Origin of the sequence: Bradyrhizobium sp. KB893862 SZCCT0404, assembly GCF_018130885.1 — a bacterium.
Lineage (GTDB): Bacteria > Pseudomonadota > Alphaproteobacteria > Rhizobiales > Xanthobacteraceae > Bradyrhizobium > Bradyrhizobium stylosanthis.
In genome coordinates this window covers 69,698-92,669 of sequence record NZ_JAFCLT010000018.1, presented here as the reverse complement: position 1 = coordinate 92,669, position 22,972 = coordinate 69,698, and the positions used below count along the sequence as shown (strand labels likewise).

Genomic DNA, 22,972 nt, shown 5'->3' with positions numbered 1-22,972 from the left:
TCTTGCTGACCTTCACCCGGGATCGTCACCAACCGAGTTCCGGCGAGATCGATCCTCCACCGCATCAAAACGGGGTCGAGGTCACGCGGTGTTGCGTGAGGTCAAAGGTGGGCGCGCGAAGTTTGGGCAGCGCTACTGTGCATGGGGTTGTTTTCAGCTTTTTTGTTTGTGTTCTTGATTTGTTCCGTTCTCGTGTTATCTTGGCTGCATGAGTCCAGCAGCATCCTCTCATGCTCTCAAGCACCCGCCGGTCAAGGCGCCCTCCGAGCCGGCGGGTGCGGACTCTGATTTTCCCGAGCTTGCCGTCGCCATCGACCGCCAGCGCAGGCGAGGCCGCGGCGCGCAGTCCAATGCCAGCGGCCGCTTCGAGGCCGAGGCCCGCGTCGCCTTCGACGACGGCTGGCAGAGCCTCGAGGATCTGCCGCCGTTCAAGACCACGGTTGGGGTCGACACCTCGCGCAAGGTGATCACGCGCAACGACTCCCCCGACATCGGCTTCGATCGCTCGATCAATCCCTATCGCGGCTGTGAGCACGGTTGCGTCTACTGCTTCGCGCGGCCGACGCATGCCTATCTCGGCCTGTCGCCGGGGCTCGACTTCGAGTCGAAGCTGTTCGTGAAGCCCGAGGCGCCCTCGCTGCTGGAGAAGGAGCTCGCCGCACCCGGCTACGAGCCGCGGATGATCGCGATCGGTACCAACACCGATCCCTATCAGCCGATCGAGCGCGAGCGCAAAATCATGCGCGGCATTCTCGAAGTGCTGGAACGTACCTCGCATCCCGTCGGCATCGTCACCAAATCGGCGCTGGTCGTGCGCGACATCGACATTCTCGCGCGGATGGCCAAGCGCAATCTCGCCAAGGTCGCGATATCAGTGACCTCGCTCGATCCGAAGCTGGCGCGCACCATGGAGCCGCGCGCCTCGACGCCGCCGAAGCGGCTGGAGGCGCTGAAGCAGCTTTCGGAGGCCGGCATCCCCACCACGGTGATGGTCGCGCCCGTGATCCCCGCGCTGAATGATTCCGAGATCGAGCGCATCCTCGATGCCGCAGCCCATGCCGGCGTCAAGGAGGCCTCCTATGTGCTGCTGCGGCTGCCGCTGGAAGTGCGCGATCTGTTCCGCGAATGGCTGATGGCGAACTATCCGGACCGCTACCGCCACGTCTTCACGCTGATCCGCGACATGCGTGGCGGCCGCGACTACGACGCCAAATGGGGCGAGCGGATGAAGGGCACGGGACCGATGGCCTGGACCATCGGCCGCCGCTTCGAGATCGCCTGCGACAGGCTCGGCTTGAACAAGCGCCGCTCCAAGCTGACGACCGATCACTTTGCAAGGCCAAAGCGGAGCGGCGATCAGCTCAGCCTGTTCTGATCCGATCACGTGGAAGAGGCGTAACATGAGTAAGGAATTGCCGGCTCCGGTGCCGCGGCTCACCGTCATCACGCTCGGCGTTGCCGACATCCACGCCAGCATCGCCTTCTACGACGCGCTCGGTTTCTCGCGCCGGCTGAAGGCCACCGGCGAGGCGGTCGCGTTCTACGACACCGGAGGTCCAGTGCTCGCGCTGTATCCCTGGGATTTGCTCGCCGCCGATGCCAGCCTGCCTGATCAGCCGAGGCCATTGACCTTCCGCGGCACCACGCTCGCCTGGAACTGCGCCTCGCGCGAGGAGGTCGATGCGGTGCTGGCCTTCGCCCTTGGCAGGGGGGCGAAGCTGCTGAAGGCCGCGCACGAAACCGACTATGGCGGCTATTCCGGCTATTTCGCCGATCCCGACGATCATCCCTGGGAGGTCGTGGTCGCGCCCGGCATCGAGGTCGGCGAGGACCGGCGGGTGCACCTGGCGGAGTAGGGCGGCCGGCCTGAATAACGGGAATTATCCGGGGTTCCCGGTTGCGCCGGCAAGGCCGCTTGCGCACGATCCCGGCCATGATTCGGGACAAGTCCGCCGGGAAACCGGCCAAAGGCGCGTCGAAAGAGGGGGCTGCGAAGAGCGCAGCACCTGCCAAGGCGGCCAAAGCCAACGCAGCGAAATCGACCGCAGCGAAGTCTCCTGCCGCGAAGACTGCCGCCGTGAAGGTCCCCGGCGGCAGGAAGGGCATCATCGCGATCGCGCCGCCGAGCTTCCGCCGCGAGCGCGCGCTGATCAAGCGCGGGGTCTGGCCGGTCGCCGGCTGCGACGAGGCCGGCCGCGGGCCGCTGGCAGGTCCCGTGGTGGCGGCCGCGGTGATTCTCGATCCCGACCGCATCCCGCGCGGCATCGATGATTCCAAGCGCCTGACCGCCGAGGAGCGCGAAAAGCTGTTCGACAAGATCTGCGCCACCGCCCAGGTCTCGGTCGCCGTCGCCTCGCCGGCGCGAATCGACCGCGACAACATCCTGCGCGCCTCGCTATGGGCGCTGAAGCGCGCCGTGGTGGCATTGCCTGAGGCGCCCCGCCACGTCTTCGTCGACGGCCGCGACCGCCTCGACACCGCCTGCGACTGCGAGGCCGTGATCGGCGGCGACGGCATCGTGCTGTCGATCGCCGCGGCCTCCATCGTCGCCAAGGTGACGCGCGACCGCCTGATGTGCGCGCTGGCGCAGGATTGCCCCGGCTACGGTTTCGAGCAGCACAAGGGCTACGGCGTCCCCGAGCATCTCGACGCCCTCAACCGTCTCGGGCCCACCGTCCACCACCGCAGCTTCTTCGCGCCGGTCGCGGCGGCGCGTGCCAAGCACATGCCCTGGACGGTCGAGCCGGTGCAGGACCTGTTCGGGGGGACCGAGGTCGAGGTGCAGGTGGAAGCAGGCGTGGAAGTCGAGGCGTCGGCAAATCTCTAGGTTATCCGCTAGAGCTTCCGCATCGTCATGGCCGGGCCTGTCCCGGCCATCCACGCCTTGCCCGCGGCACGAAGAACGTGGATGCCCGGGACAAGCCCGGGCATGACGACCTGTTGCGGTTGCCACAACGCGTGACGCCCCTTATCAAAGTAGCCATGAGCGAATAGGGCCGGCTGGACGGGTTGGCTGCATCTTTCGGACGTTGCATGCGGTTTACCTCCCTGGTCATCGAGCTCATTCGCGCCCGGCCGCGGCTGATCGTCTGGATCGCCGTGCTGCTGCAGGCCTTGATGTGGCTGTTCGTGGCGCTGGTGTTTTACCGTAGCCCGCCCGGCTCTCTGGCGACGCTGCTGGCCTTCGGCCGGGAGTACCAGGTCGGTACCGATCTCGGCCCGCCCTTGCCGGTCTGGCTCGCCGACATCGCCTATCGCCTCGCTGGCGGCCACATGTTCGGCGTCTATGTGCTCGCCCAGCTCTGCGAGATCGCGACCTTCATCGCGCTCTATCATCTCTCCCGCGCGGTGGTCGGCTCGCAGCAGGCGGTGCTCGCCGTGCTCCTGACCATGACCGTGCTCGCCTTCTCCTCGTCCGCGCTCGATTTCGGTCCCCTCGTGCTGGCGCGGCCGCTCTGGGCGCTTCTTCTGCTGCATTCGTGGCAGATCATCGGCCAGCGCCGCGGCAATGCCTGGTTCGCCTGGTCGATCGAGGCGGGCCTCTTGCTGCTGACGACGCCCGCGGCGGTCTTCCTGCTGCTCCTGCTCGTCGTCTTCGCGCTCTCGACCGCGGGCGGCCGCCGTACGCTGCGCGCGCTCGATCCGCTGTTCGCCCTGATCGTGGTCGCCGTGCTGGCGCTGCCCTATGCGGCCTGGCTCATGCGCGCCGAGACGCTGGTGCTGCCGACCTTGCCGCAAATGGCCGAGCTGAACGCCCGCGCGCTCCACGCGGCCTGGCTGCTCGGCGGGCTTGTGCTCGGTGCGGCCGCGATCCCGGCGCTGAGCTTCCTCAACGCCGGCCTGTTCGTCGCCAAGGGCGAGGAGGCGCCGATCATCTATCGCCCGCCGGTCGAGCCGCTCGCGCGCAGCTTCGTCTATTTCTTCGCGTTGGCGCCTGCGCTCGGCGCCGTGCTGATCTCGGGCCTGCTCGGGCTCGAAACCGTCGTCGGCGGCGCCGGCGCCCTGCTGGTCATGTCCGGGCTTGCCGTGGTCGTCGCGGCCGGCGACCTCATCGCGATGCGCCGCGCGCGGATGCTGCGCACGGTATGGGCTGCGGCCGTCGTCGCGCCCGCCGTCGGCGTTGTGCTCGCCGTCCTGTTCCTGCCCTGGACCGGCGCCAACGAGGTTGCGACCTCGATGCCGGCGCGCGCCATCTCGGATTTCTTCGACGAGAGCTTTGCCCGCCGCACCAACCACCGCCTGCGCGCGGTTGCCGGCGAGACCCAGCTCGCCAGCCTGATCACGCTGCATTCCGGCCGGCCGCATCTCTTCATCGACGCCGACCCTGCGCGGACGCCGTGGATCAATCAGACCAAGTTCGCCGAGACCGGGGGCGTCGTGGTCTGGCGTGCCTCCGACACCGCCGGCACCCCTCCGCCCGAGATTCTCAAGCGCTTCCCCGGCATCGTGCCGGAAGTGCCGCGTGCCTTCGAATGGCTGGTGACCGGCCGCCAGGGATTGTTGCGCATCGGCTGGGCCATCGTGCGGCCGAAGGGGTCGTGAGGGAGATCTCGCGCCCCGGACGCTGCGCAGCGCGAAGCGGTGCGCTGCAGAGCCGGGGACCATCTCGCCGCATCGTACCGTGCTGCTTTCTGGGTCCCGGCTCTGCGGAGCGTCACCATAGCGTGTCGAAGACGCGCGTAGACGCGCTTGTGGTGCCGCACCGCGTCCGGGACACGAGACCTAGCTAACCGCCAGCACCTTCGCGATCGCGCGCAGATCCTGCCAGGCCAGCCGCTTGTAGGACGGCGAGCGCAGCAGATAGGCCGGATGGAACGTCGGCAGCGCGCGGATGGTGCGCTGGCCGGTCTCGTAGTCGAACCAGCGCCCGCGCGTGCGCATGATGCCTTCGCGGGTCGACAGCAGCGTCTGCGTCGAGGGATTGCCGAGCGTCACCAGCAGGTCCGGATTCACCAGCTCGATCTGGCGCTGGATGAAGGGCAGGCAGATCTGCGTCTCCTGCGGCGTCGGCGTGCGGTTGCCGGGCGGCCGCCAGGGAATGACGTTGGCGATGTAGGCGGTGGTGCGGTTGAGGCCGATCGCCCCGATCATGAGGTCGAGCAGCTTGCCGCTGCGCCCGACGAAGGGCAGCCCCTCGATGTCCTCGTCGCGCCCCGGCGCCTCGCCGACGAACATGATGCGCGCCTGCGGATTGCCGTCGGCAAACACCAGCCTTGTCGCGGTGTGCTTCAGCGCGCAGCCCTCGAAATTCTGCATCAGCTCGCGCAGCGCCTCCAGCGTCGGCGCGGTGCGCGCGGCCTCGCGTGCGGAGGCGATGGCGACATCAGGTGCGGGCGCGGCTTCGCCGCGCATGACGGCGGGCGCCGCAACCGGCCGCGGTGCCTCGACCGGAGGGGCCGCGCGCGGGGCCGGCGGCGGGGCATCTAATTCCGCCAGGCGGTCGATCGGTTCCTCCGCGAGCGCGCAGTCGACACCCGCCTCCAGGTAGAAGGCGAGCAGCTCTCGGACGGTGGGTGCGGGTTCGGGGATCATGGGAAAGTCTGACTTTTATAGCATAGCGTTTTCAAGCGAAGTGGACACCGGTTCGCGTGAAGAAAACGCGTCAAAAAATGATCGGGACCTCCCCGATTCTGGCGTATCAGGACCGGGGAGGTCCCGCTTGGACGGCCTTGCATCCCACCGGGATGCATTTCCGAGGTTGTCCTACCCGGAAAAATCGGAAACAAGAGGGCGCAAACGACCGAAGACCGTCTCAAGGGCTGAGATCAGATGAGCACCGAAGAACTTCCCCCGCGCGAATCCATGGAATTCGACGTCGTCATCGTCGGCGCCGGCCCCTCGGGCCTGGCGGCCGCGATCCGGCTGAAGCAGCTCAATGCCGATCTCAACGTCGTCGTGGTGGAGAAGGGCTCCGAGGTCGGCGCGCATATTCTCTCGGGCGCCGTGATCGATCCGGCCGGGCTCGACAAGCTCATTCCGGACTGGCGCGAGGATTCCGACTGCCCGCTGAAGACGCAGGTCAAGGACGACCGCTTCTACTGGATGACAGGCGGCGGCGCGATCAAGCTGCCGAACTTCATGATGCCGCCGCTGATGGACAACCATCACTGCTATATCGGCTCGCTCGGCAATGTCTGCCGCTGGCTGGCGCGCAAGGCGGAGGCGCTCGGCGTCGAGATCTATCCGGGCTTTGCTGCCGCCGAGGTGCTCTATGACGAGCAGGGCGCAGTGAAGGGCATCGCCACCGGCGACATGGGCATCGGCCGCGACGGCAAGCCGAAGGACTCCTTCACCCGCGGCATGGAATTGCTCGGCAAGTACACGCTGTTCGCCGAAGGCGCCCGCGGCAGCCTGACCAAGCAGCTCATCAACAAGTTCGCGCTCGACGCCAAGAGCGAGCCGCCGAAGTTCGGCATCGGGCTGAAGGAAGTCTGGCAGATCGATCCGGCAAAGCACCAGAAGGGCCTGATCCAGCATTCGTTCGGCTGGCCGCTCGACCTGAAGACCGGCGGCGGTTCGTTCCTCTATCATTACGACGACAACCTCGTTGCCGTCGGCTTCGTCGTGCATCTGAACTACGACGATCCGTATCTGTCGCCGTTCGACGAATTCCAGCGCTTCAAGACCCATCCCTCGATCCGCGGCACCTTCGAAGGCGCCAAGCGGCTTGCCTATGGTGCGCGCGCGATCACCGAGGGCGGCTATCAGTCGGTGCCGAAGCTGAGCTTCCCCGGCGGCGCGCTGGTCGGTTGCGCGGCCGGATTCGTCAACGTGCCGCGCATCAAGGGCGTGCACAACGCGATGGGCACCGGCATGCTGGCGGCGGAACACCTCGCGGCTGCGCTCGCGGCCGATCGCGCCAATGACGAGCTGATCGAATACGAGAACGCCTGGCGCTCCTCGTCGGTCGGCAAGGATCTGTTCCTGGTGCGCAACGTCAAGCCGCTGTGGTCGAAGTTCGGCACCGTGCTCGGCGTCGCGCTCGGCGGCTTCGACATGTGGTGCAACACGCTGTTCGGCACCTCGCTGTTCGGCACCCAGTCGCACGCCAAGCCCGATCGCGCCACGCTCGATCCGGCCAAGAGCCACGCGCCGAAGAACTACCCGAAGCCGGACGGCAAGATCTCCTTCGACAAGCTGTCCTCGGTGTTCCTGTCCAACACCAATCACGAGGAGGACCAGCCGGTTCATCTCAAGGTCGCGGACATGAACCTGCAGAAGACCTCGGAGCACGACGTGTTCGCCGGTCCCTCGAACCGGTATTGCCCGGCCGGCGTCTATGAATGGGTCGAAGAGGGCGCGAGCCCGCGCTTCCAGATCAACGCCCAGAACTGCGTCCACTGCAAAACCTGCGACGTGAAGGACCCCAACGGCAACATCACCTGGGTTCCGCCGGAGGGCGGTGGCGGCCCGAACTACGAGGCGATGTAAGAGCGGACTCGGAGCGGACCGGTCACAAAAGGTGATCCGGCCGCACGTTCGCGTGAGGACCCGGGCGCGGCCACCTGCCGCGGCCACGATAAGGCCATACTGGCAGCGTCTTGGGGCGTTATAGGCCGATTTGGGGCGTGCGGAGGGGATCGTCCGGCCCGAATCCTTGCGGTGAAGCGCCAAAAGCGGCATTGTCGGCCCGACGGTTCCGGGTCCCGATGCCACCGGCCGCGTTCGCATGCGAGACGGCCTTCTGCTGCAAACCCAGGCACTACCAACTCAAGGCGAGCCCTGATGTTCTCAAATCGTTTCAACCGCTGGACTGTTGCCGCCATCGCCCTCATGGGCACAGCGATCGCGACGGTCCCCGGCGCGGTCCTGGCGCAGACGCCGGATCACCCGGCCGATACGGCGGCGCAGTTTCCGACCCGAAACGATCTGAAGTCCCTCACCGGTGCCGGCAGCTATCTTGCCGCCCGCCATGCCAGCGTCGAGCGCGATGCGGCTTCGGCGGCAGCTTTCTACCGTTCGGCGCTCCGCACCGATCCCAAGAACAACGAGCTGCTCGACCGTGCCTTCATCTCGTCGGTCGCCGACGGCGACATCGATGAGGCGGTCAAGCTCGCCGAGCGCATCCTCACCATCGACAAGACCAACCGCGTCGCGCGTCTCGTCGTCGGCGTTCATGACCTGAAGCTGAAGAAGTACGCGACCGCGCAGAGCAACATCAATCAGTCGATCCGCGGCCCGATCACCGATCTCGTCGCCACGCTGCTGTCGGGCTGGGCCGCCTATGGCGCCGGCGATGCCAAGGGCGGCGTCGCCACCATCGACAAGCTCGCCGGTCCCGAATGGTATCCGCTGTTCAAGGACCTGCATGCCGGCATGATCCTCGAACTCGCCGGCAAGGAGAAGGACGCCGGCACCCGCTTCGAGCGCGCCTACAAGCTCGACGATTCCATGCTGCGCGTCACCGAGGCCTATGCGCGCTGGCTGTCGCGCAACAAGGATTCGGCCGCGGCGACCAATGTCTACCAGGCCTTCGACAAGAAACTCGCCCGCCATCCGCTGATCGTGGAAGGTCTGCGCGACACCAAGGCCGGCAAGAAGCTGCCGCCGCTGGTCGATTCCGCGCAAGCCGGCGCCGCCGAAGCGCTCTACGGCATCGGCGCCACCCTGACCCGCCGCGGCGGCGAGGACCTGGCGCTGGTCTATCTCCAGCTCTCGCTCTATTTGCAGCCCACGCATCCGCTGGCGCTGCTCTCGCTCGCCGATCTCTATGAATCGGTGAAGCGGCCGCAGATGGCGATCAAGGTCTATGAGCGCGTGCCGGCGACCTCGCCGCTGAAGCGCAACGCGCAGATCCAGCTCGCCATTGACCTCGATTCGGCCGACCGCACCGACGAGGCGATCAAGATCCTCAAGGGCGTCACGACGGAGGACGCCAAGGATCTCGAGGCCATCATGGCGCTCGGCAATATCGAGCGCGGCCGCAAGAAGTTCGGTGACTGCGGCGCGACCTATTCGCGCGGCATCGAGGCGCTGCAGCCCGGCAACGACAAGGCCAACAGCGTCTGGTACTACTATCGCGGCATCTGCGAGGAGCGCTCCAAGGAGTGGGCCAAGGCCGAGGCCGACATGAAGAAGGCGCTCGAGCTGCAGCCCGACCAGCCGCATGTGCTCAACTATCTCGGCTATTCCTGGATCGACCAGGGCGTGAATCTCGACGAAGGCATGAAGATGATCAAGCGTGCCGTCGAGCAGCGTCCCGACGACGGCTACATCGTCGACTCCCTCGGCTGGGCCTATTACCGCATCGGCAATTACGAAGAGGCGGTGAAGAACCTCGAGCGCGCCATCGACCTCAAGCCGGAAGATCCCACCATCAACGATCACCTCGGCGATGCCTATTGGCGCGTCGGCCGCACGCTGGAAGCCAAATTCCAGTGGTCGCACGCCCGCGATCTCAAGCCCGAGCCGGATGACCTTCCGAAGATCGAGGCCAAGATCGCCAACGGTTTGACCGACGACAATTCGAACTCTTCCGCGGCGCAGGCCGAGAAGAAGAAGGACGACGGCAAGGGCGGTTGATCCGCATGATCCGGACCCGAAGGGCCGCGTTAGCGCAAAGTGTGCAGCGGTTTTCCGACAAGATCATGCGCGACAAAGAAAGTGCGTTTGGGGGCTGATCGTCAATGCCGGCGTTGATTGAAGAGGGACGGGCGAAGGTCAATCTGAGCCTTCGCGTCGTCGGCCGTCGTGCGGACGGCTATCATGATCTCGAAAGCGTGGTCGCGTTCGCCGATTGCGCGGACCGGCTCACGCTGGAGCCGGGCGGCGAGCTGAAGCTCGTCACGACCGGACCGCTTGCCGCGGCCTGCGGCGAAGCCAGCGACAATCTCGTGTTCAAGGCGGCCAAGCTTCTGGCAGAGGCCGTGCCGGGCCTGAAGCTCGGTGCCTTCGCGCTCGACAAGGTGCTTCCCGTGGCCGCCGGCATCGGTGGCGGCTCGGCCGATGCCGCAGCGGCGCTGCGCCTGCTGGCCCGCCTCAACAATCTCCCGCTCGACGATCCGCGCCTGCAGCAGGTCGCACTGGCGACCGGTGCCGACGTGCCGGTGTGCCTGTTCTCGCGCGCCTGCGACATGACCGGCGTCGGCGAGCAGTTGCTGCCGCTGGCCCTGCCGAGCATGCCCTGCGTGATGGTCAATCCGCGCGTGCCCGTCGCCACCAAGGACGTGTTTAGGGAGCTCGGCCTGCGCAACGGCGAGCTCCTGGTCGGCGCCACCTCGGTGCTGGACGCCCCGGCCTGGCCGGACGAGGGCGGCTCGATCACCGATTGGGTCGACGTTCTCGAAACCGTCGCCAATGATCTCGAAGCGCCCGCGATGCGCATCGAGCCGGTGATTGGCGAGGTGCTGGAAGCGCTGCGCGATTCCGCCGGCGTCAAGCTCGCGCGGATGTCCGGCTCCGGTGCGACGTGCTTTGCGATCTATGGCGCGCCCACGGATGCCCATGCCGCCGCCGAGAAGATCCGGCGCGATCACCCCGGCTGGTGGGTGCATGCGGGAACGTTGAGCTAGGTGGTACCGTAGCCCGGATGAGCGAAGCGATATCCGGGGTTCTTCCTCGCGGCGTCCCGCAGATCGCTTCGCTCATGCGGGCTACGATTCTGCCGTAGTGCCGTAGGGTGGGCAAAGGCGCGAAGCGCCGTGCCAACGATCTTTCCGATGCGGCGACAGATGCGTGGGCACGCTCCGCTTTGCCCACCCTACGGCCCTGGAGCTAGCAGCTTTCTTCGTCGAGCCCCAGGAACCGCCGGATCTCCCCCAGCACCTCCTGCGGCTTGTCGTGTTGCAGCCAGTGTCCCGCGCCGGCGATGGTCTCCATGCGTGCGTTCGGGAAGTAGCGCTCCAGGCCTGCCGCTTTCGCGCCGGCCAGAAAGCTCTCGCCGGCATTGAGCAGCAGCGTCGGGCAGGCGATCCGCGACCACAGCGCGACATGATCGTCCGGCCAGAGCCGGTGCGGCGCAGAGGCGCGCTGATAGGGGTCGAACTTCCAGCTATAGGTGCCGTCCTCGTTCTGCCGGGCGCCGTGGCTGGCGAGGTGCAGCGCAAGCTCGCGGGACAGGCGCTTGTTGTGCAGCACCATCTGCGCGGCGGCGTCCGCCAGCGTCGCGTAGCGGCGCGGCGTGCGGTCGTGCAGCTTGTCGAGCTGGCTGACCCATTTGCCGATGCGCTCATGCGCCGGCGCCTTCGGCGAATCCGGCAGCATGGTCACACCGTCGAGGACGACCAGCTTGGTGACGAGCTCGGGGAATGAGCCCGTAAAGATCAGGCTCACCATGCCGCCCATCGAATGGCCGATGAGGGTCACCTGAGGCGCGCCGATGCTGCGAACGAGTTGGGCGAGATCGTAGACATACTCGGTCAGCGCGTAGCTGCCGCCTTTGGTCCAGTCGGAATCGCCGTGGCCGCGCAGGTCGGGGGCGATGACGTGGAAATGCGGCTGCAGCGAGCGCGCGATGACGTCCCAGCTCCGGCAGTGATCGCGGCCGCCGTGAACCAGAATGAGAGGCGGCGCGTCCGCGTTGCCCCAGTCGGCATAATGCAGCCGCAGGCCGTGTGACTCATAGTAGCGACTTTGCGGAGCGAGCATCGGGCCGTGATTCCTTGAAATGCGGTTATCTTCCCGCCGATGAGGCTGGTTGCCGTGTCACGGCCGTCAGGTTCATGGTCAGCATGACGCCGGGCTTCGGAAGCTCCAGCACGGCAAACACCGTGCGAGCCGGACGATGCTCCCCCATCATCTCGACATAGGCTGCGTTCATCGCCTCGAAGTCCGACATCTGCTTGAGAAACACGTTGATGTGGGTGACGTGGTTGAGATCGGAATCCACCGCGGCCAGCATCACCGCAAACGATTTGAAGATCTGCCGGGTCTGGGAGCCGACATCGGCGCCGACCAGTTGTCCCGTTGCCGGATCGAAGCCCGCAGTCCCGCCGATCCAGATCTGGTCGCCGACTTTGGCGATGTGATTGTAGGGGCCGATCGGTTTTGGTGTGTTCGGCGGCGTCAGCGTTTCGACCCGTGATGTCATCGTGAACCTCGCTTCATGGCCCGCCCTCCAACGTACAATGGACAGTGCTCCGTCAGCCCTGAGCCGGGCGCCGCGCCAGGGCCAGCGTGAGGCCGAGCCCAGCGATGAACATTCCGGAGCCCTGCGTGAGACGCCGCATCAGTTGCGGCCGTCCGATCAGCTGCGTGCGCGTCGCGCTGGCCATCAGCACCACGGCCACGTCGGCGAGCGTGTTCAGCATCACCGAGATCGCGCCCAGCATGATGAATTGCAGCGTCGGGTTCGATCCCGCGGGATCGAGGAATTGCGGAATGAAGGCGAGGAAGAACGCGGCGGTCTTCGGGTTCAGCGCCTCGACCAGCACGCCGTCGCGAAACGCGCGCTTGTCGCCGACGGGCGCGCTCTCGAGCGACAGCACGCGGCCGGCACTGCGGAATGTCTTGATGCCGAGCCAGACCAGATAAAGCGCACCGACGAATTTGACTGCGGTGAACAGTTCGGCGCTGGCCAGGATGATCGCGGAAATGCCGAGACTGCCGGCCACGACATGGACCATCCCGCCCAGCGCCGTGCCCGCGGTCGAGGCAAAGCCGCTTCCGCGCCCTTCCGACAAGGTTCGTGCCGCGACGTAGAAAATCCCGGGGCCGGGAACGGCGGCAATGAGACAGGCAGCGGCCAGGAACAGCCAGAAATTCGTGTCGATCATCCCGTTTTCGTAGCGCAGCGCGCCGCGATTGCAAGGGTTCTGATTTAATGGGTTCTCGTTCAGCCCATCCGGCGGAAGATCGCGCTGGCGTTCACGCCACCGAAGCCGAATCCGTTGGAGATGGCGTTCAGCATCGGCATCGGCCGCGCGTTGCCGGCGACGATGTCGATGCCATCGGCGCCCGGATCGGGGTTTTCGAGATTGAGTGTTGGCGGCGCGATCTGGTCGCGCAGCGCGAGGATGGTGAAGATGGCTTCGAGGCCACCGGCGGCGCCGAGCAAATGGCCGGTGGCCGATTTGGTCGCGCTGACCGCGATGTTCCGGTTGCGGCCGAACAGCGCGCCGATCGCGCCGAGCTCGCTCTCGTCGCCAGCCGGCGTCGAGGTCGCATGCGCGTTGAGGTGCTGCAGGTCGGCGGGTTCGAGTCTCGCCTGCCGGAGCGCGATCTCCATGGCGCGGCGGGCGCCGTCGCCATCGGGCGGGCCCGACGTCATGTGGTAGGCGTCCGCCGTGGTGCCGTAGCCGACGATCTCTGCAATCGGCGTCGCGCCGCGCGCAAGCGCATGCTCGAGATCCTCGATCACCAGGATGCCGGCGCCTTCGCCCATGACAAAGCCGTCGCGATTGCGATCGAACGGACGCGAGGCGCGCGCGGGTTCGTCGTTGAAGCTGCTGGACAATGCACGTGCCGCGGCAAAGCCGCCGAGGCTGACGATGTCGATGCAGGCCTCCGCGCCGCCGCAGATCGCGACATCGGCTTCGCCCGCCCGGATCATGCGCGCGGCATCGCCGATCGCCTGCACGCCGGCGGCGCAGGCGGTCACGGGCGTGCCCAGCGCGCCCTTGTAGCCGTATTTGATCGAGACGTGGCCGCTCGCGAGATTGGCGAGGAAGGAGGGGATCGTGAACGGCGACAGCCGGCGCGCGCCGCGCTGCTCGGTGATGCGCACGGCGTCCGCCATCGCCGGAAAGCCGCCGACGCCGGACGCGATGATCGTCGCGGTGCGCTCCAGCGCGGCTGCATCGTGCGGCGTCCATTTCGCCTGCGCCACCGCTTCTGCCGCGGCGAGCAGCGCGAACAGGATGAAGCGGTCCATCTTGCGCTGGTCTTTTGGCGCCGCGGCCTGCGCGGGATCGTAGCCGCCCTCGGCGTCATCGGCCTTGTCAGGCACGAGACCCGCGATGCGCGCGGGCAGCACCTGCGCCCATTCGGGCAGCGGACGCAGCCCGCTCTGGCCGGCAAGCAGCCGGCGCCAGGACAGTTCGACACCGCAGCCGAGCGGCGACACCGCGCCCATTCCCGTCACGACGATACGACGCATGTCAATCTCCCGCCGGCGCGACGGCCGGGTTCATGGCCTTGAGTGAGGCGAGCCGCGCACGCAGGCCGCGGCTGGCGCGCGGACCCGCGACGACCACGGCATTGGCGAGCGTGATCGCACGCATGCTGGCGGCGTCGACGACCACGGGATCGAGCGGGCGGACGTCGTCCCGATTGGCCAGCAGGATGGATTCGCCCTTCGGTGCGAGATGCTTGTTGCCGAAGGCGAGCAGCGCCGCGACCACGGGAAAGAAATCCCGCGCCCTGTCGGTCAGCACATATTCGTAGCGCGGCGGCCGCTCGTGATAGCGGCGGCGGACGAACATGCCGCTTTGGGTGAGATGGGCCAGCCGCCGCGACAGGATGTTCGGCGCGATCCCGAGGCTCTGCGAAAACTCGTCGAACTTCGTCGCGCCCTGGAAGGCATCCCGCAGGATCAGGATGCTCCACCACTCGCCGACCGTCTCCACGGCGCGGCCGACGGGGCATTCGAGGATCGAGGGCGATTTCGGTTGCATGGCGCGGAACGTAGGGCAGTCACTTGCAAAATGCAAGTGACTGGTCGGCGGAGTGATGTGGGTGGTGGGAACCGCGGGGTCGAGAAGCTGTCGTTGTGACTAGAGCTGTCGCTGCGATTTGAGATGCGAGTTGATGAACGATGGCCGTACGCCACGCTCCGTCATTGCGAGCGCAGCGAAGCAATCCAGACTATCTCCGCGTGGGATTCTGGATTGCTTCGCTGCGCTCGCAACGACGGTGTGGAGACAGTCGCGCTCCAAATCTATCGCGGTCACCCTGAGGTGCGCGCCCTGCAAAGCGGGGCAAGCCTCGAAGGGCGAACGGCCCAGCTGCAGCTCGGCCGCGCATCCTTCGAGGCTCCGGCGCGATGCAGCGCATCGCGCCACTCGCGCCTCAGGATGACGGGGCCAACAGCGGTGTGGGAACGACAGAAGCCTAGTGCGACCTTGCCAGGCAGAACGCCACGACCTGCTCCAGCGCGCTCTTCATCGGCGAGGACGGGAACAGGGCCAGCGCGTCCACGGCCATGGCGCCGTAGTGCTGGGCGCGGCTCAGCGTGTCCTCGAGCGCGCGGTGCTTGTTCATCAGGCCGATGGCGTGATCGAGATCGGTGTCGCCGATCTCGCCGCGCTCCAGCGCCCGGATCCAGAAGGCGCGCTCGGTGTCGTTGCCGCGGCGGAAGGCGAGCACCACGGGCAGCGTGATCTTGCCCTCGCGGAAATCGTCGCCGGTGTTCTTGCCGAGCTTTGCGCTCTTGCCGCCATAGTCGAGCACGTCGTCGACGAGCTGGAAGGCGATGCCGAGATTCATGCCGACCGAGCGGCAGGCGGTCTGCTCCGCCTTCGGGCGGTTGGCGATGACGGGGCCGACCTCGCAGGCCGCCGCGAACAGCTCGGCGGTCTTGCCGCGGATCACGGCGAGATATTCGTCCTCGGTGGTCGCGGTGTTCTTGGCGGCGGCGAGCTGCATCACCTCGCCCTCGGCGATGGTGGCGGCGGCGGCAGAGAGGATGTCGAGCGCGCGCAGCGAGCCGACCTCGACCATCATGCGGAAGGCCTGACCGAGCAGGAAGTCGCCGACCAGCACGCTCGCCTCGTTGCCCCAGAGCATGCGCGCCGACAGCTTGCCGCGGCGCATCTCGCTCTCGTCGACGACGTCGTCGTGGAGCAGGGTCGCGGTGTGCATGAACTCGACGGAGGCGGCGAGCTTGATGTGGCCGTCGCCGGTGTAGCCGGCGAGGTTGGCCATGGCGAGCGTCAGCATCGGGCGCAGACGCTTGCCGCCGGAGGAGATCAAATGGTTGGCGACCTCCGGGATCATGGTCACGTCCGAGCCGGTCCGCGACAGGATGGTGGCGTTGACGCGCTCCATGTCTGGGGCGACAAGGGCAACCAGCTCTTCGATCGACGCGCCGGGAGTTTCGAAAGGTACGATGACGGCCACGCCGGTCTCCAATATTTGCCCCGGAGGGGCTATTCTGATGGAAATACAATAGAAACTGGCGGCGGATGCGGCAAGGGCCGCGGAACCATTGACATTTGCCCCTTTTCACCCCCTCCAGGCAGGAGATTTGCGTTTTGCGTGAACTGGTTCGGACCAACGATATGGTGCTGGTGTCGGCGATCGGCGCGCTGCTCGACGGCGCCAATATCCATCATCTGGTGCTGGACCAGAACATGAGCATCATCGAGGGCTCGCTCGGCATCCTGCCGCGGCGGATCCTGGTCCATGAGGACGACGCCCAGGAGGCGAGGGCACTCCTCACCGAGGCCGGCCTCAGCCACGAACTGCGCGGCGATGATTGAGGCCGCAGCAGACATTACCGAGGACGCCTTTCTCGGCGGGCAGTTGCTGCTGAGGCAGAAGCGGACCGGCCATCGCGCCGGGCACGATGCGATCCTGCTGGCGGCGGCGACACAGGCCCGGGCGGGCGACCGCGTGGTCGATCTCGGCGCCGGGATCGGCACGGCAGGCCTCGCACTCGCCCGCCGTGTGGCGGGGATCAGGCTCAGCCTGATCGAGATCGATCCGGAACTCGCGCAGCTCGCGCGTGCCAATGCCGCGGCGAACGCGATTCCCGCAGAAGCCATCGTGCTCGACGTCACCGCGGACGCGCAGGCCTTTGCGGAACACGGGCTGGTGCCCGACAGCGTCGATGCCGTGCTGATGAACCCGCCCTTCAACGATCCCGCGCGCCATCGCGGCTCGCCGGATCAGATGCGCCACACCGCGCATGTGGCGACCGAAGAGACGCTGCATGCCTGGGTGCATGCAGCGCGGCGCATCCTCCGATCGAATGGCGCACTGACCCTGATCTGGCGTGCAGATGGGATCGCCGATGTCATGGCAGCGCTGTCACGCGGCTTCGGTAGCCTCGCGATCCTGCCGGTTCATGGCGAAGCTGGAAAGCCGGCGATCCGCGTGCTGGTGCGCGCGATCAAAGGCGGCCGGGCCCCGACGCGATTGCTGCCGGGCCTCATGCTCAATGACGAGTCAGTCGTGCCTAAAAAAGAGGTGAAGGATATTCTGGAGGGGAGGGCGGCCTTGCCGCTGGCGGAGCCGTGACGCCTTACTGCGGAAGCGTTTCCGTCTGCTGTTCAGAGGAGGACGTGAAGCGGATAGCCGTGAAAAGCGCACCGATCAGCAGCAGCAGCAGATAGATCTTCATGACGTTTCCTCCGCTGCCTATTGCAGCTTCCCAACCGGGATTCTGCAAAACACGTTCCAGGCACTTTCAATGACACTCGCGTGATAAGAAATGGTTAATCAGAGGTAAGGGCATGGCCGAACAATTGAACGATCGTGGGAGTTCCGGCCTGGCCGACAAGCTCATGCAATATCTGCCGGCGCGCTTCCGTCCCGGCACGGCGGTGGTGCCGGTGGTGCGGCTGTCCGGTGTGATCGGCGCGGTGACGCCGCTGCGTCCGGGCATGACGCTTGCGGGCGTCGCGCGCGTGCTGGAGCGGGCCTTCTCGATGCGGAATGCCAAGGCGGTGGCGCTGGTGATCAACTCGCCCGGCGGCTCGCCGGTGCAGTCGCGCCAGATCTATCTGCGCATCAAGCAGCTCGCGGCGGAGAAGAAGCTGCCTGTGCTCGTCTTCGTCGAGGACGTCGCGGCCTCCGGCGGCTACATGATCGCCTGCGCCGGCGACGAGATCTTCTGCGATCCGTCCTCGATCCTCGGCTCGATCGGCGTGGTCGGCGGCAGCTTCGGCTTCCAGGAGGCGATCAAGCGGCTCGGCATCGAGCGGCGCCTCTACACGGCGGGCGCGCACAAGGCGATGCTCGATCCGTTCCTGCCCGAAAACCCCGATGACGTCGCGAAGCTCAAGGCGATCCAGCGCGAGATCCACGACATCTTCATCGCGCTGGTGAAGGAGAGCCGCGGTAACAGGCTGAAGGGCGCCGACGACACCCTGTTCACGGGCGAATACTGGGCCGGCGACAGCTCGATCGCGCTGGGGCTTGCCGACGGCATCGGCGATCTCCGCTCAACTCTTCGTGCCCGCTATGGCGAGAAGGTTCTCACCCCCGTGATCGCCCAGCCGACCGGCCTCCTGTCGGGCCTTTTCGGGCGGAAAGCGCCCGGCGCGGGCCAGCTTTTGGCCATGGAATCAATGGCCGGTCTGCCGGACGAGCTGATCTCGGCGGTCGAGACGCGGGCCATTTGGGCGAAATTCGGGTTCTAGCCGTCGGTAGTCCCCGCGCCATTTGGCCCGGGGTCTGCCGATTGCGGTGCAGGCCGGTCTGCGCGAGAATGCGCGTGGGGGCTGAGCACTAGACAAGGATCGACAGATGCCGCCGTTCGTCGCTTTCGCGGGCGTCCTGGGCGGGCTTGCCGTGGTCCGCTGGGCCTACAAGACCGCCGTCCGGATCAACCAGGAGCTGGAGGAGATGCGCCTGTCGCGCGTCGCCGAGGCTGCCCGCATGGGGGATATCCAGACGCTGAAACGCGACCCTGTGACCGGAGCTTACCGGCCCGGTTAGCCCCTCCACACACCGCGGCCGTAGGGTGGGCAAAGGCGCTTTTGCGCCGTGCCCACCAACTCTCCCGGTGGCGACAGGTGGTGGGCACGCTTCGCGTTGCCCACCCTCCGGCACAAACGACGTCATTCCGGGGCGATGCAAAGCATCGAACCCGGAATCTCGAGATTCCGGGTTCGCCCTTCGGGCGCCCCGGAATGACGGCCATTTCGCCCCCCTTTGCCTTGATTCCCACCTCCGCCGTCGATACGGTCCCGCGCGATTCAAAACCCCCGCGAGAGCCTGATCTGACGATGGACGCCTCATTGCCCGCCCATATGCGCCCGGAACGCTCGTTCCAGGGCTTCATCCTCGCGCTCCAGCGGTTCTGGGCCGAGCAGGGCTGCGTGATCCTGCAGCCCTACGACATGGAGATGGGTGCGGGCACCTTCCATCCGGCGACCACGCTGCGCGCGCTGGGGCCAAAGCCCTGGAACGCGGCCTATGTGCAGCCCTCGCGCCGGCCCAAGGACGGCCGCTACGGCGAGAATCCGAACCGGATGCAGCACTACTACCAGTTCCAGGTGATCATGAAGCCGTCGCCGCCGAACCTTCAGGAGCTGTACCTGAAGTCGCTGGCCGCAATCGGCATCGATTCCGCCGTGCACGACATCCGCTTCGTCGAGGACGATTGGGAGAGCCCGACGCTGGGCGCCTGGGGCCTCGGCTGGGAGTGCTGGTGCGACGGCATGGAGGTGAGCCAGTTCACCTATTTCCAGCAGGTCGCCGGCTTCGAATGCGCGCCGGTCGCGGGCGAGCTCACCTACGGGCTCGAGCGCCTCGCGATGTATGTGCAGGGCGTCGACCGCGTCTACGACCTCAACTTCAACGGTCGCGACGGTGACCAGAAGGTCACCTATGGCGACGTCTTCCTGCAGGCCGAGCGTGAATATTCGAAGCACAATTTCGAAGTCGCCGACACCGCGATGCTGTTCGAGCAGTTCAAGATGGCGGAAGCCGCCTGCCGGAAATATCTCGACGCCGGCTGGAAGGACGACAAGCGCGAGGCGCATCTGATGGCGCTGCCGGCCTACGACCAGTGCATCAAGGCAAGCCATGTCTTCAACCTGCTCGACGCGCGCGGCGTGATCTCCGTGACCGAGCGGCAGAGCTACATTCTTCGCGTGCGAGAGCTGGCCAAGGCCTGCGGCGAGGCCTGGATCCATACTGAAGCGGGCGGAGCGGCCTGATGCCCGAACTTTTGCTGGAACTGTTCTCGGAAGAGATCCCCGCGCGCATGCAGGCCAAGGCGGCCGACGATCTGCGCCGCATGGTGACCGACAAGCTCGTTGCCGAAGGCCTCGTCTACGAAGGCGCGAAGGCGTTCGCGACGCCGCGCCGCCTCGCGCTCACCGTGCACGGAATCCCTACGCGCCAGCCTGACCTCAAGACTGAGCGCCGCGGGCCAAAGGTCGGCGCGCCCGATGCGGCCGTGCAGGGCTTCCTGAAGGCGACGGGCTTGAAGTCGCTGGACGAAGCCAAGATCCAGCGCGATCCCAAGGGCGATTTCTACATCGGCTTGATCGAGAAGCCCGGCCGCGACGCCATCGACGTGCTCGCTGAAATCCTGCCCGTCATCATCCGCACCTTCCCCTGGCCGAAATCGATGCGCTGGGGCGCGCGTTCGGGCAAGCCGGGCTCGCTGAGCTGGGTGCGTCCGCTGCACGCGATCACAGCGACGTTCGGGCCCGAGACGGAAGAGCCCGATGTCGTGAAGTTCGAGGTCGACGGCATCGAGACCGGCCAGACAACGTATGGCCATCGCTTCATGGCACCGGCTGCGATCAACGTGCGCCGCTTCGAGGATTATGAGGCGAAGCTGAAGGCGGCAAAGGTCATCCTCGATCCGCAGGCGCGCAAGGACATCATCTTCGAAGACGCCAAGGAGCTGACCTTCGCGCAGGGCTTTGAGCTGGTCGAGGATCAGGTGCTGCTCGACGAGGTCTCGGGCCTCGTCGAATGGCCCGTCGTCATGATGGGATCGTTCGAGGCCGAATATCTCGCGATCCCGGAAGAGGTGATCCGCGCCACCATCCGCAACAACCAGAAGTGTTTTGTGGTCAGGGATGCCAAGACGGGCAAGCTGACCAACAAGTTTGTCCTCACCGCCAATATCGAGGCTGCCGACGGCGGCAAGGTCATCGTCTCCGGCAACGAGCGCGTGATCCGTCCGCGCCTGTCGGATGCGAAGTTCTTCTACGAGACGGACCTGAAGACCAGGCTCGAAGATCGTTTGCCGAAGTTCGAGCAGATCGTGTTCCACGAGAAGCTCGGCACCCAGGCCGCGCGCATCAAACGCATCGAGCGTCTCGCCGCCGAGATCGCACCGCTGGTCGGTGCCGATGTCGCGAAGGCGACCCGCGCGGCGCATCTGGTGAAGGCGGATTTGCTGACCGAAGTCGTCGGCGAGTTCCCGGAAGTCCAGGGCCTGATGGGCAAGTACTACGCGCTCGCGCAAGGCGAGGATGCCTCCGTCGCTGCCGCGTGCGAGGAGCACTACAAGCCGCAGGGCCCCACCGATCGCGTGCCGACCGATCCGGTCAGCGTCGCAGTCGCGCTCGCCGACAAGCTCGATACGCTCGTCGGCTTCTGGGCCATCGACGAGAAGCCGACCGGCAGCAAGGACCCCTACGCGCTGCGTCGTGCGGCGCTGGGCGTGATCAGGCTGATCGTCGAAAACGGCCTGCGCCTGTCGCTTATGAAGGTGGCGGCGTCGGCGCTCGCCGGCTTGGCGGTGAAGCCGGCCGATGCCGCGAGGCTCCCGAGCGATCTGCTCGCGTTCTTCGCCGACCGCCTGAAAGTCCAGCTCCGCGAGCAGGGCGCGCGGCACGATCTCGTCGACGCCGTGTTCGCGCTCGGCGGCCAGGATGATCTCCTGATGATCGTCCGCCGCGTCGAGGCGCTCGGAAAATTCCTCGACAGCGACGACGGCAAGAACCTGCTCGCCGGCACCAAGCGCGCCAGCAACATCCTCTCGATCGAGGAGAAAAAGGACAAGCGGACCTTCGACGGCGCGCCCGATGCCGCGCTCTATGGCCTCGCTGAGGAGAAGGCGCTGGCGAAGGCGATCGGCGAGGTGAAGGCGGAAGCCGGCGCCGCCGTCGCCAAGGAAGATTTTGCTGCTGCTATGAGCGCGATGGCAAAGCTGCGTCCGCCCGTGGATGCGTTCTTCGACAAGGTTCGCGTCAACGACGACGATGCGAAGGTGCGCGAGAACCGCCTGAAGCTGCTCGGCGAGATCCGCAGCGCGACGCGTGCGGTGGCGGATTTCTCGAAGATCCAGGACTAAGCCGGTCTCGTGCCCCGGACGCTGCGCAGCGCCTCCCCGGCGATGCGAAGCATCGTCCGGTGGCGGTGCGCTGCAGAGCCGGGGCCCATGCCGCTGCAAAGAAAGATTCTGGGTCCCGGCTCTGCGCCGCACCGCTTGCGCGCTGCGTCGCGTCCGGGACACGAGAGCGTGCACATACAGCACACAAAAATGCCCTGCCCGGCGGGGGGAAACCGGGCAGGGCCTGATGTCCGATTTATACTGCTCGCGCCAGCCTGATTGATGTGACGCGCCGGACATCTAGTTCGAACGGAAGCGTTTTCATGCGAAGTGGGTACCGGTTCGCGTGAAGAAAACGCGTCCAGATGAAGTCTAGTCCATCACCTCGACGATGCGCCGCGAGCGCGGCTCGACCAGCACGGTCTCGCCGTTCACGACGGTGTAGCGATAGGTGGTGGCGCCGAAACGTTGCGGCACGTCATAATAGGTGATGCCGCTTTCGGGTAAGGTGGCACCGACCACCACGCGATCCGGGACACGGAAGGCCGGCACACGTTGTTCGACGACATAGTCGCGGAAGGCCGGCCGCTGTTCGACCGCTATCGTCGGGCCGCTGTCGACCACGACCGGCGCACGTCCGATCGTGACGCCGCTTTGCGCCTGCGCCGCCAGGGGCGAGCCGATGGCGGCCGCGAGCGCTGCCAGAGCAAGAATCCTGTTCCGCATGCAAAACTCCTTCAACGTGATTCTTCGGAAGCGCCAGTGGCGCGACCGGTTGCCAATGCATGCGTCCTGGCAATGTTCCGGGGAATGCATGCCGCATACGCGGCAATTTCGGGCAGTTTTCGCGAAGGCGGGAACTCGCATTGCGCTTGTGCGTCTCTACTCGCGGAACCGGGGCCGCTATGATCCGCCCGCGATTCGCCTCACCTCCACAGAAAGATCGTTCATGCACATCACCGTCGCCCACATTTCGCCGATCCTGTCGTTGATTGCGGGCGTGCTCATCCTGATCATGCCGCGGCTGCTCAACCTGATCGTCGCGATCTTCCTCATCGTCAACGGCGCGATCGGGCTCGGGCTCCTGAAGTGGCTCCACCTCTAGGGGTTCATTTTCCGGAACAGTCC

The 22,972-nt window shown here is 66.3% G+C and carries 22 protein-coding genes; 14 read left to right on the top strand and 8 right to left on the bottom strand.

The features are described 5' to 3' along the window. Positions 1-208: 208 nt before the first annotated feature. The 4 genes from JQ617_RS38595 to JQ617_RS38580 all read left to right on the top strand — a co-directional run bounded on the left by JQ617_RS38595 (position 209) and on the right by JQ617_RS38580 (position 4,542). Positions 209-1,375: a PA0069 family radical SAM protein gene (locus JQ617_RS38595; RefSeq protein WP_212030913.1), complete on the top strand. Its 1,167-nt coding sequence runs from the start codon at positions 209-211 to the stop codon at positions 1,373-1,375. A gap of 25 nt (positions 1,376-1,400) precedes the next feature. Continuing rightward, positions 1,401-1,856 (top strand): VOC family protein, encoded by a 456-nt coding sequence (locus JQ617_RS38590; protein ID WP_212030912.1) that lies wholly within the window; start codon positions 1,401-1,403, stop codon positions 1,854-1,856. A gap of 77 nt (positions 1,857-1,933) precedes the next feature. Continuing rightward, entirely contained in the window at positions 1,934-2,827 is an 894-nt protein-coding gene (gene rnhB, locus JQ617_RS38585; RefSeq protein WP_212030911.1) for a ribonuclease HII, read from the top strand. 206 nt (positions 2,828-3,033) lie between these two features. After that, on the top strand, positions 3,034-4,542 hold the full coding sequence (locus JQ617_RS38580; RefSeq protein ID WP_212030910.1) for a glycosyltransferase family 39 protein: 1,509 nt from the start codon (positions 3,034-3,036) through the stop codon (positions 4,540-4,542). Between the two features lie 180 nt (positions 4,543-4,722). On the opposite strand, the gene JQ617_RS38575 is transcribed toward JQ617_RS38580, so the two are convergent. Then, complete coding sequence (locus tag JQ617_RS38575) at positions 4,723-5,532, bottom strand: uracil-DNA glycosylase (RefSeq protein ID WP_063691971.1); 810 nt, start codon at positions 5,530-5,532, stop codon at positions 4,723-4,725. Positions 5,533-5,769: 237 nt separating this feature from the next. Here JQ617_RS38575 and JQ617_RS38570 point away from each other — a divergent pair, with 237 nt between their 5' ends. From JQ617_RS38570 to JQ617_RS38560, 3 genes are all read left to right on the top strand, one after another. Continuing rightward, positions 5,770-7,431, top strand: coding sequence for an electron transfer flavoprotein-ubiquinone oxidoreductase (locus JQ617_RS38570; protein WP_212030909.1), 1,662 nt, complete (start codon positions 5,770-5,772; stop codon positions 7,429-7,431). Positions 7,432-7,725: 294 nt separating this feature from the next. Continuing rightward, complete coding sequence (locus tag JQ617_RS38565; RefSeq protein ID WP_145667895.1) at positions 7,726-9,522, top strand: tetratricopeptide repeat protein; 1,797 nt, start codon at positions 7,726-7,728, stop codon at positions 9,520-9,522. Between the two features lie 104 nt (positions 9,523-9,626). Continuing rightward, positions 9,627-10,511, top strand: a complete 885-nt coding sequence (locus JQ617_RS38560) for a 4-(cytidine 5'-diphospho)-2-C-methyl-D-erythritol kinase (protein WP_212030908.1) — start codon at positions 9,627-9,629, stop codon at positions 10,509-10,511. Between the two features lie 202 nt (positions 10,512-10,713). On the opposite strand, the gene JQ617_RS38555 is transcribed toward JQ617_RS38560, so the two are convergent. The 6 genes from JQ617_RS38555 to JQ617_RS38530 form a co-directional block, all read right to left on the bottom strand. Continuing rightward, positions 10,714-11,586 carry an alpha/beta fold hydrolase gene (locus JQ617_RS38555; RefSeq protein ID WP_212030907.1) on the bottom strand — a complete coding sequence of 291 codons (873 nt, stop codon included), beginning with the start codon at positions 11,584-11,586 and terminating at the stop codon, positions 10,714-10,716. Between the two features lie 25 nt (positions 11,587-11,611). Further along, on the bottom strand, positions 11,612-12,028 hold the full coding sequence (locus JQ617_RS38550) for a RidA family protein (RefSeq protein WP_212030906.1): 417 nt from the start codon (positions 12,026-12,028) through the stop codon (positions 11,612-11,614). Positions 12,029-12,080: 52 nt separating this feature from the next. Continuing rightward, entirely contained in the window at positions 12,081-12,713 is a 633-nt protein-coding gene (locus JQ617_RS38545; protein ID WP_212030905.1) for a LysE family translocator, read from the bottom strand. A 59-nt stretch (positions 12,714-12,772) separates the two neighbouring features. Continuing rightward, positions 12,773-14,035: a beta-ketoacyl-ACP synthase II gene (gene fabF / locus JQ617_RS38540; RefSeq protein ID WP_212030904.1), complete on the bottom strand. Its 1,263-nt coding sequence runs from the start codon at positions 14,033-14,035 to the stop codon at positions 12,773-12,775. A gap of 1 nt (position 14,036) precedes the next feature. After that, positions 14,037-14,552, bottom strand: a complete 516-nt coding sequence (locus JQ617_RS38535; protein WP_212030903.1) for a winged helix-turn-helix transcriptional regulator — start codon at positions 14,550-14,552, stop codon at positions 14,037-14,039. Positions 14,553-14,988: 436 nt separating this feature from the next. Then, positions 14,989-15,996, bottom strand: coding sequence for a polyprenyl synthetase family protein (locus JQ617_RS38530; RefSeq protein ID WP_063692598.1), 1,008 nt, complete (start codon positions 15,994-15,996; stop codon positions 14,989-14,991). Between the two features lie 134 nt (positions 15,997-16,130). Between JQ617_RS38530 and JQ617_RS38525 the strand changes: the two genes are divergently transcribed. The 6 genes from JQ617_RS38525 to glyS all read left to right on the top strand — a co-directional run bounded on the left by JQ617_RS38525 (position 16,131) and on the right by glyS (position 21,865). Then, positions 16,131-16,358 carry a putative signal transducing protein gene (locus tag JQ617_RS38525; protein ID WP_008131471.1) on the top strand — a complete coding sequence of 76 codons (228 nt, stop codon included), beginning with the start codon at positions 16,131-16,133 and terminating at the stop codon, positions 16,356-16,358. After that, the gene (locus tag JQ617_RS38520) at positions 16,351-17,118 is read left to right on the top strand and encodes a tRNA1(Val) (adenine(37)-N6)-methyltransferase (RefSeq protein ID WP_212030922.1); all 768 of its coding nucleotides are present in this window, start codon (positions 16,351-16,353) and stop codon (positions 17,116-17,118) included. Before JQ617_RS38525 ends, JQ617_RS38520 begins: the two co-directional genes overlap by 8 nt. Before the next feature lie 215 nt (positions 17,119-17,333). Next, on the top strand, positions 17,334-18,242 hold the full coding sequence (locus tag JQ617_RS38515; RefSeq protein WP_063691945.1) for a S49 family peptidase: 909 nt from the start codon (positions 17,334-17,336) through the stop codon (positions 18,240-18,242). Positions 18,243-18,348: 106 nt separating this feature from the next. Continuing rightward, entirely contained in the window at positions 18,349-18,540 is a 192-nt protein-coding gene (locus JQ617_RS38510; protein WP_028178670.1) for a hypothetical protein, read from the top strand. Positions 18,541-18,830: 290 nt separating this feature from the next. Beyond that, positions 18,831-19,766 (top strand): glycine--tRNA ligase subunit alpha, encoded by a 936-nt coding sequence (locus tag JQ617_RS38505; protein ID WP_212030902.1) that lies wholly within the window; start codon positions 18,831-18,833, stop codon positions 19,764-19,766. Then, a complete protein-coding gene (gene glyS, locus JQ617_RS38500; RefSeq protein WP_212030901.1) occupies positions 19,766-21,865 on the top strand; it encodes a glycine--tRNA ligase subunit beta in 2,100 nt (699 codons plus the stop codon). The genes JQ617_RS38505 and glyS overlap by 1 nt, the downstream gene beginning before the upstream one ends. Positions 21,866-22,216: 351 nt before the next feature. Here glyS and JQ617_RS38495 read toward each other — a convergent pair whose 3' ends face one another. Further along, positions 22,217-22,570 (bottom strand): DUF1236 domain-containing protein, encoded by a 354-nt coding sequence (locus tag JQ617_RS38495; RefSeq protein ID WP_063691936.1) that lies wholly within the window; start codon positions 22,568-22,570, stop codon positions 22,217-22,219. A 223-nt stretch (positions 22,571-22,793) separates the two neighbouring features. On the opposite strand from JQ617_RS38495, the gene JQ617_RS38490 reads away from it, so the two are divergent. Continuing rightward, positions 22,794-22,949 (top strand): DUF3096 domain-containing protein, encoded by a 156-nt coding sequence (locus JQ617_RS38490; RefSeq protein WP_018648785.1) that lies wholly within the window; start codon positions 22,794-22,796, stop codon positions 22,947-22,949. Positions 22,950-22,972: the final 23 nt, after the last annotated feature.

What these genes read in the sequence shown, in the direction of transcription:
- JQ617_RS38595 (WP_212030913.1), top strand. Translation starts at nt 209, where the DNA reads ATGAGTCCAGCAGCATCCTCTCATGCTCTCAAGCACCCGCCGGTCAAG.
- JQ617_RS38590 (WP_212030912.1), top strand. Translation starts at nt 1,401, where the DNA reads ATGAGTAAGGAATTGCCGGCTCCGGTGCCGCGGCTCACCGTCATCACG.
- rnhB (WP_212030911.1), top strand. Translation starts at nt 1,934, where the DNA reads ATGATTCGGGACAAGTCCGCCGGGAAACCGGCCAAAGGCGCGTCGAAA.
- JQ617_RS38580 (WP_212030910.1), top strand. Translation starts at nt 3,034, where the DNA reads ATGCGGTTTACCTCCCTGGTCATCGAGCTCATTCGCGCCCGGCCGCGG.
- JQ617_RS38575 (WP_063691971.1), bottom strand. Translation starts at nt 5,532, where the DNA reads ATGATCCCCGAACCCGCACCCACCGTCCGAGAGCTGCTCGCCTTCTAC.
- JQ617_RS38570 (WP_212030909.1), top strand. Translation starts at nt 5,770, where the DNA reads ATGAGCACCGAAGAACTTCCCCCGCGCGAATCCATGGAATTCGACGTC.
- JQ617_RS38565 (WP_145667895.1), top strand. Translation starts at nt 7,726, where the DNA reads ATGTTCTCAAATCGTTTCAACCGCTGGACTGTTGCCGCCATCGCCCTC.
- JQ617_RS38560 (WP_212030908.1), top strand. Translation starts at nt 9,627, where the DNA reads ATGCCGGCGTTGATTGAAGAGGGACGGGCGAAGGTCAATCTGAGCCTT.
- JQ617_RS38555 (WP_212030907.1), bottom strand. Translation starts at nt 11,586, where the DNA reads ATGCTCGCTCCGCAAAGTCGCTACTATGAGTCACACGGCCTGCGGCTG.
- JQ617_RS38550 (WP_212030906.1), bottom strand. Translation starts at nt 12,028, where the DNA reads ATGACATCACGGGTCGAAACGCTGACGCCGCCGAACACACCAAAACCG.
- JQ617_RS38545 (WP_212030905.1), bottom strand. Translation starts at nt 12,713, where the DNA reads ATGATCGACACGAATTTCTGGCTGTTCCTGGCCGCTGCCTGTCTCATT.
- fabF (WP_212030904.1), bottom strand. Translation starts at nt 14,035, where the DNA reads ATGCGTCGTATCGTCGTGACGGGAATGGGCGCGGTGTCGCCGCTCGGC.
- JQ617_RS38535 (WP_212030903.1), bottom strand. Translation starts at nt 14,552, where the DNA reads ATGCAACCGAAATCGCCCTCGATCCTCGAATGCCCCGTCGGCCGCGCC.
- JQ617_RS38520 (WP_212030922.1), top strand. Translation starts at nt 16,351, where the DNA reads ATGATTGAGGCCGCAGCAGACATTACCGAGGACGCCTTTCTCGGCGGG.
- JQ617_RS38515 (WP_063691945.1), top strand. Translation starts at nt 17,334, where the DNA reads ATGGCCGAACAATTGAACGATCGTGGGAGTTCCGGCCTGGCCGACAAG.
- JQ617_RS38510 (WP_028178670.1), top strand. Translation starts at nt 18,349, where the DNA reads ATGCCGCCGTTCGTCGCTTTCGCGGGCGTCCTGGGCGGGCTTGCCGTG.
- JQ617_RS38505 (WP_212030902.1), top strand. Translation starts at nt 18,831, where the DNA reads ATGGACGCCTCATTGCCCGCCCATATGCGCCCGGAACGCTCGTTCCAG.
- glyS (WP_212030901.1), top strand. Translation starts at nt 19,766, where the DNA reads ATGCCCGAACTTTTGCTGGAACTGTTCTCGGAAGAGATCCCCGCGCGC.
- JQ617_RS38495 (WP_063691936.1), bottom strand. Translation starts at nt 22,570, where the DNA reads ATGCGGAACAGGATTCTTGCTCTGGCAGCGCTCGCGGCCGCCATCGGC.
- JQ617_RS38490 (WP_018648785.1), top strand. Translation starts at nt 22,794, where the DNA reads ATGCACATCACCGTCGCCCACATTTCGCCGATCCTGTCGTTGATTGCG.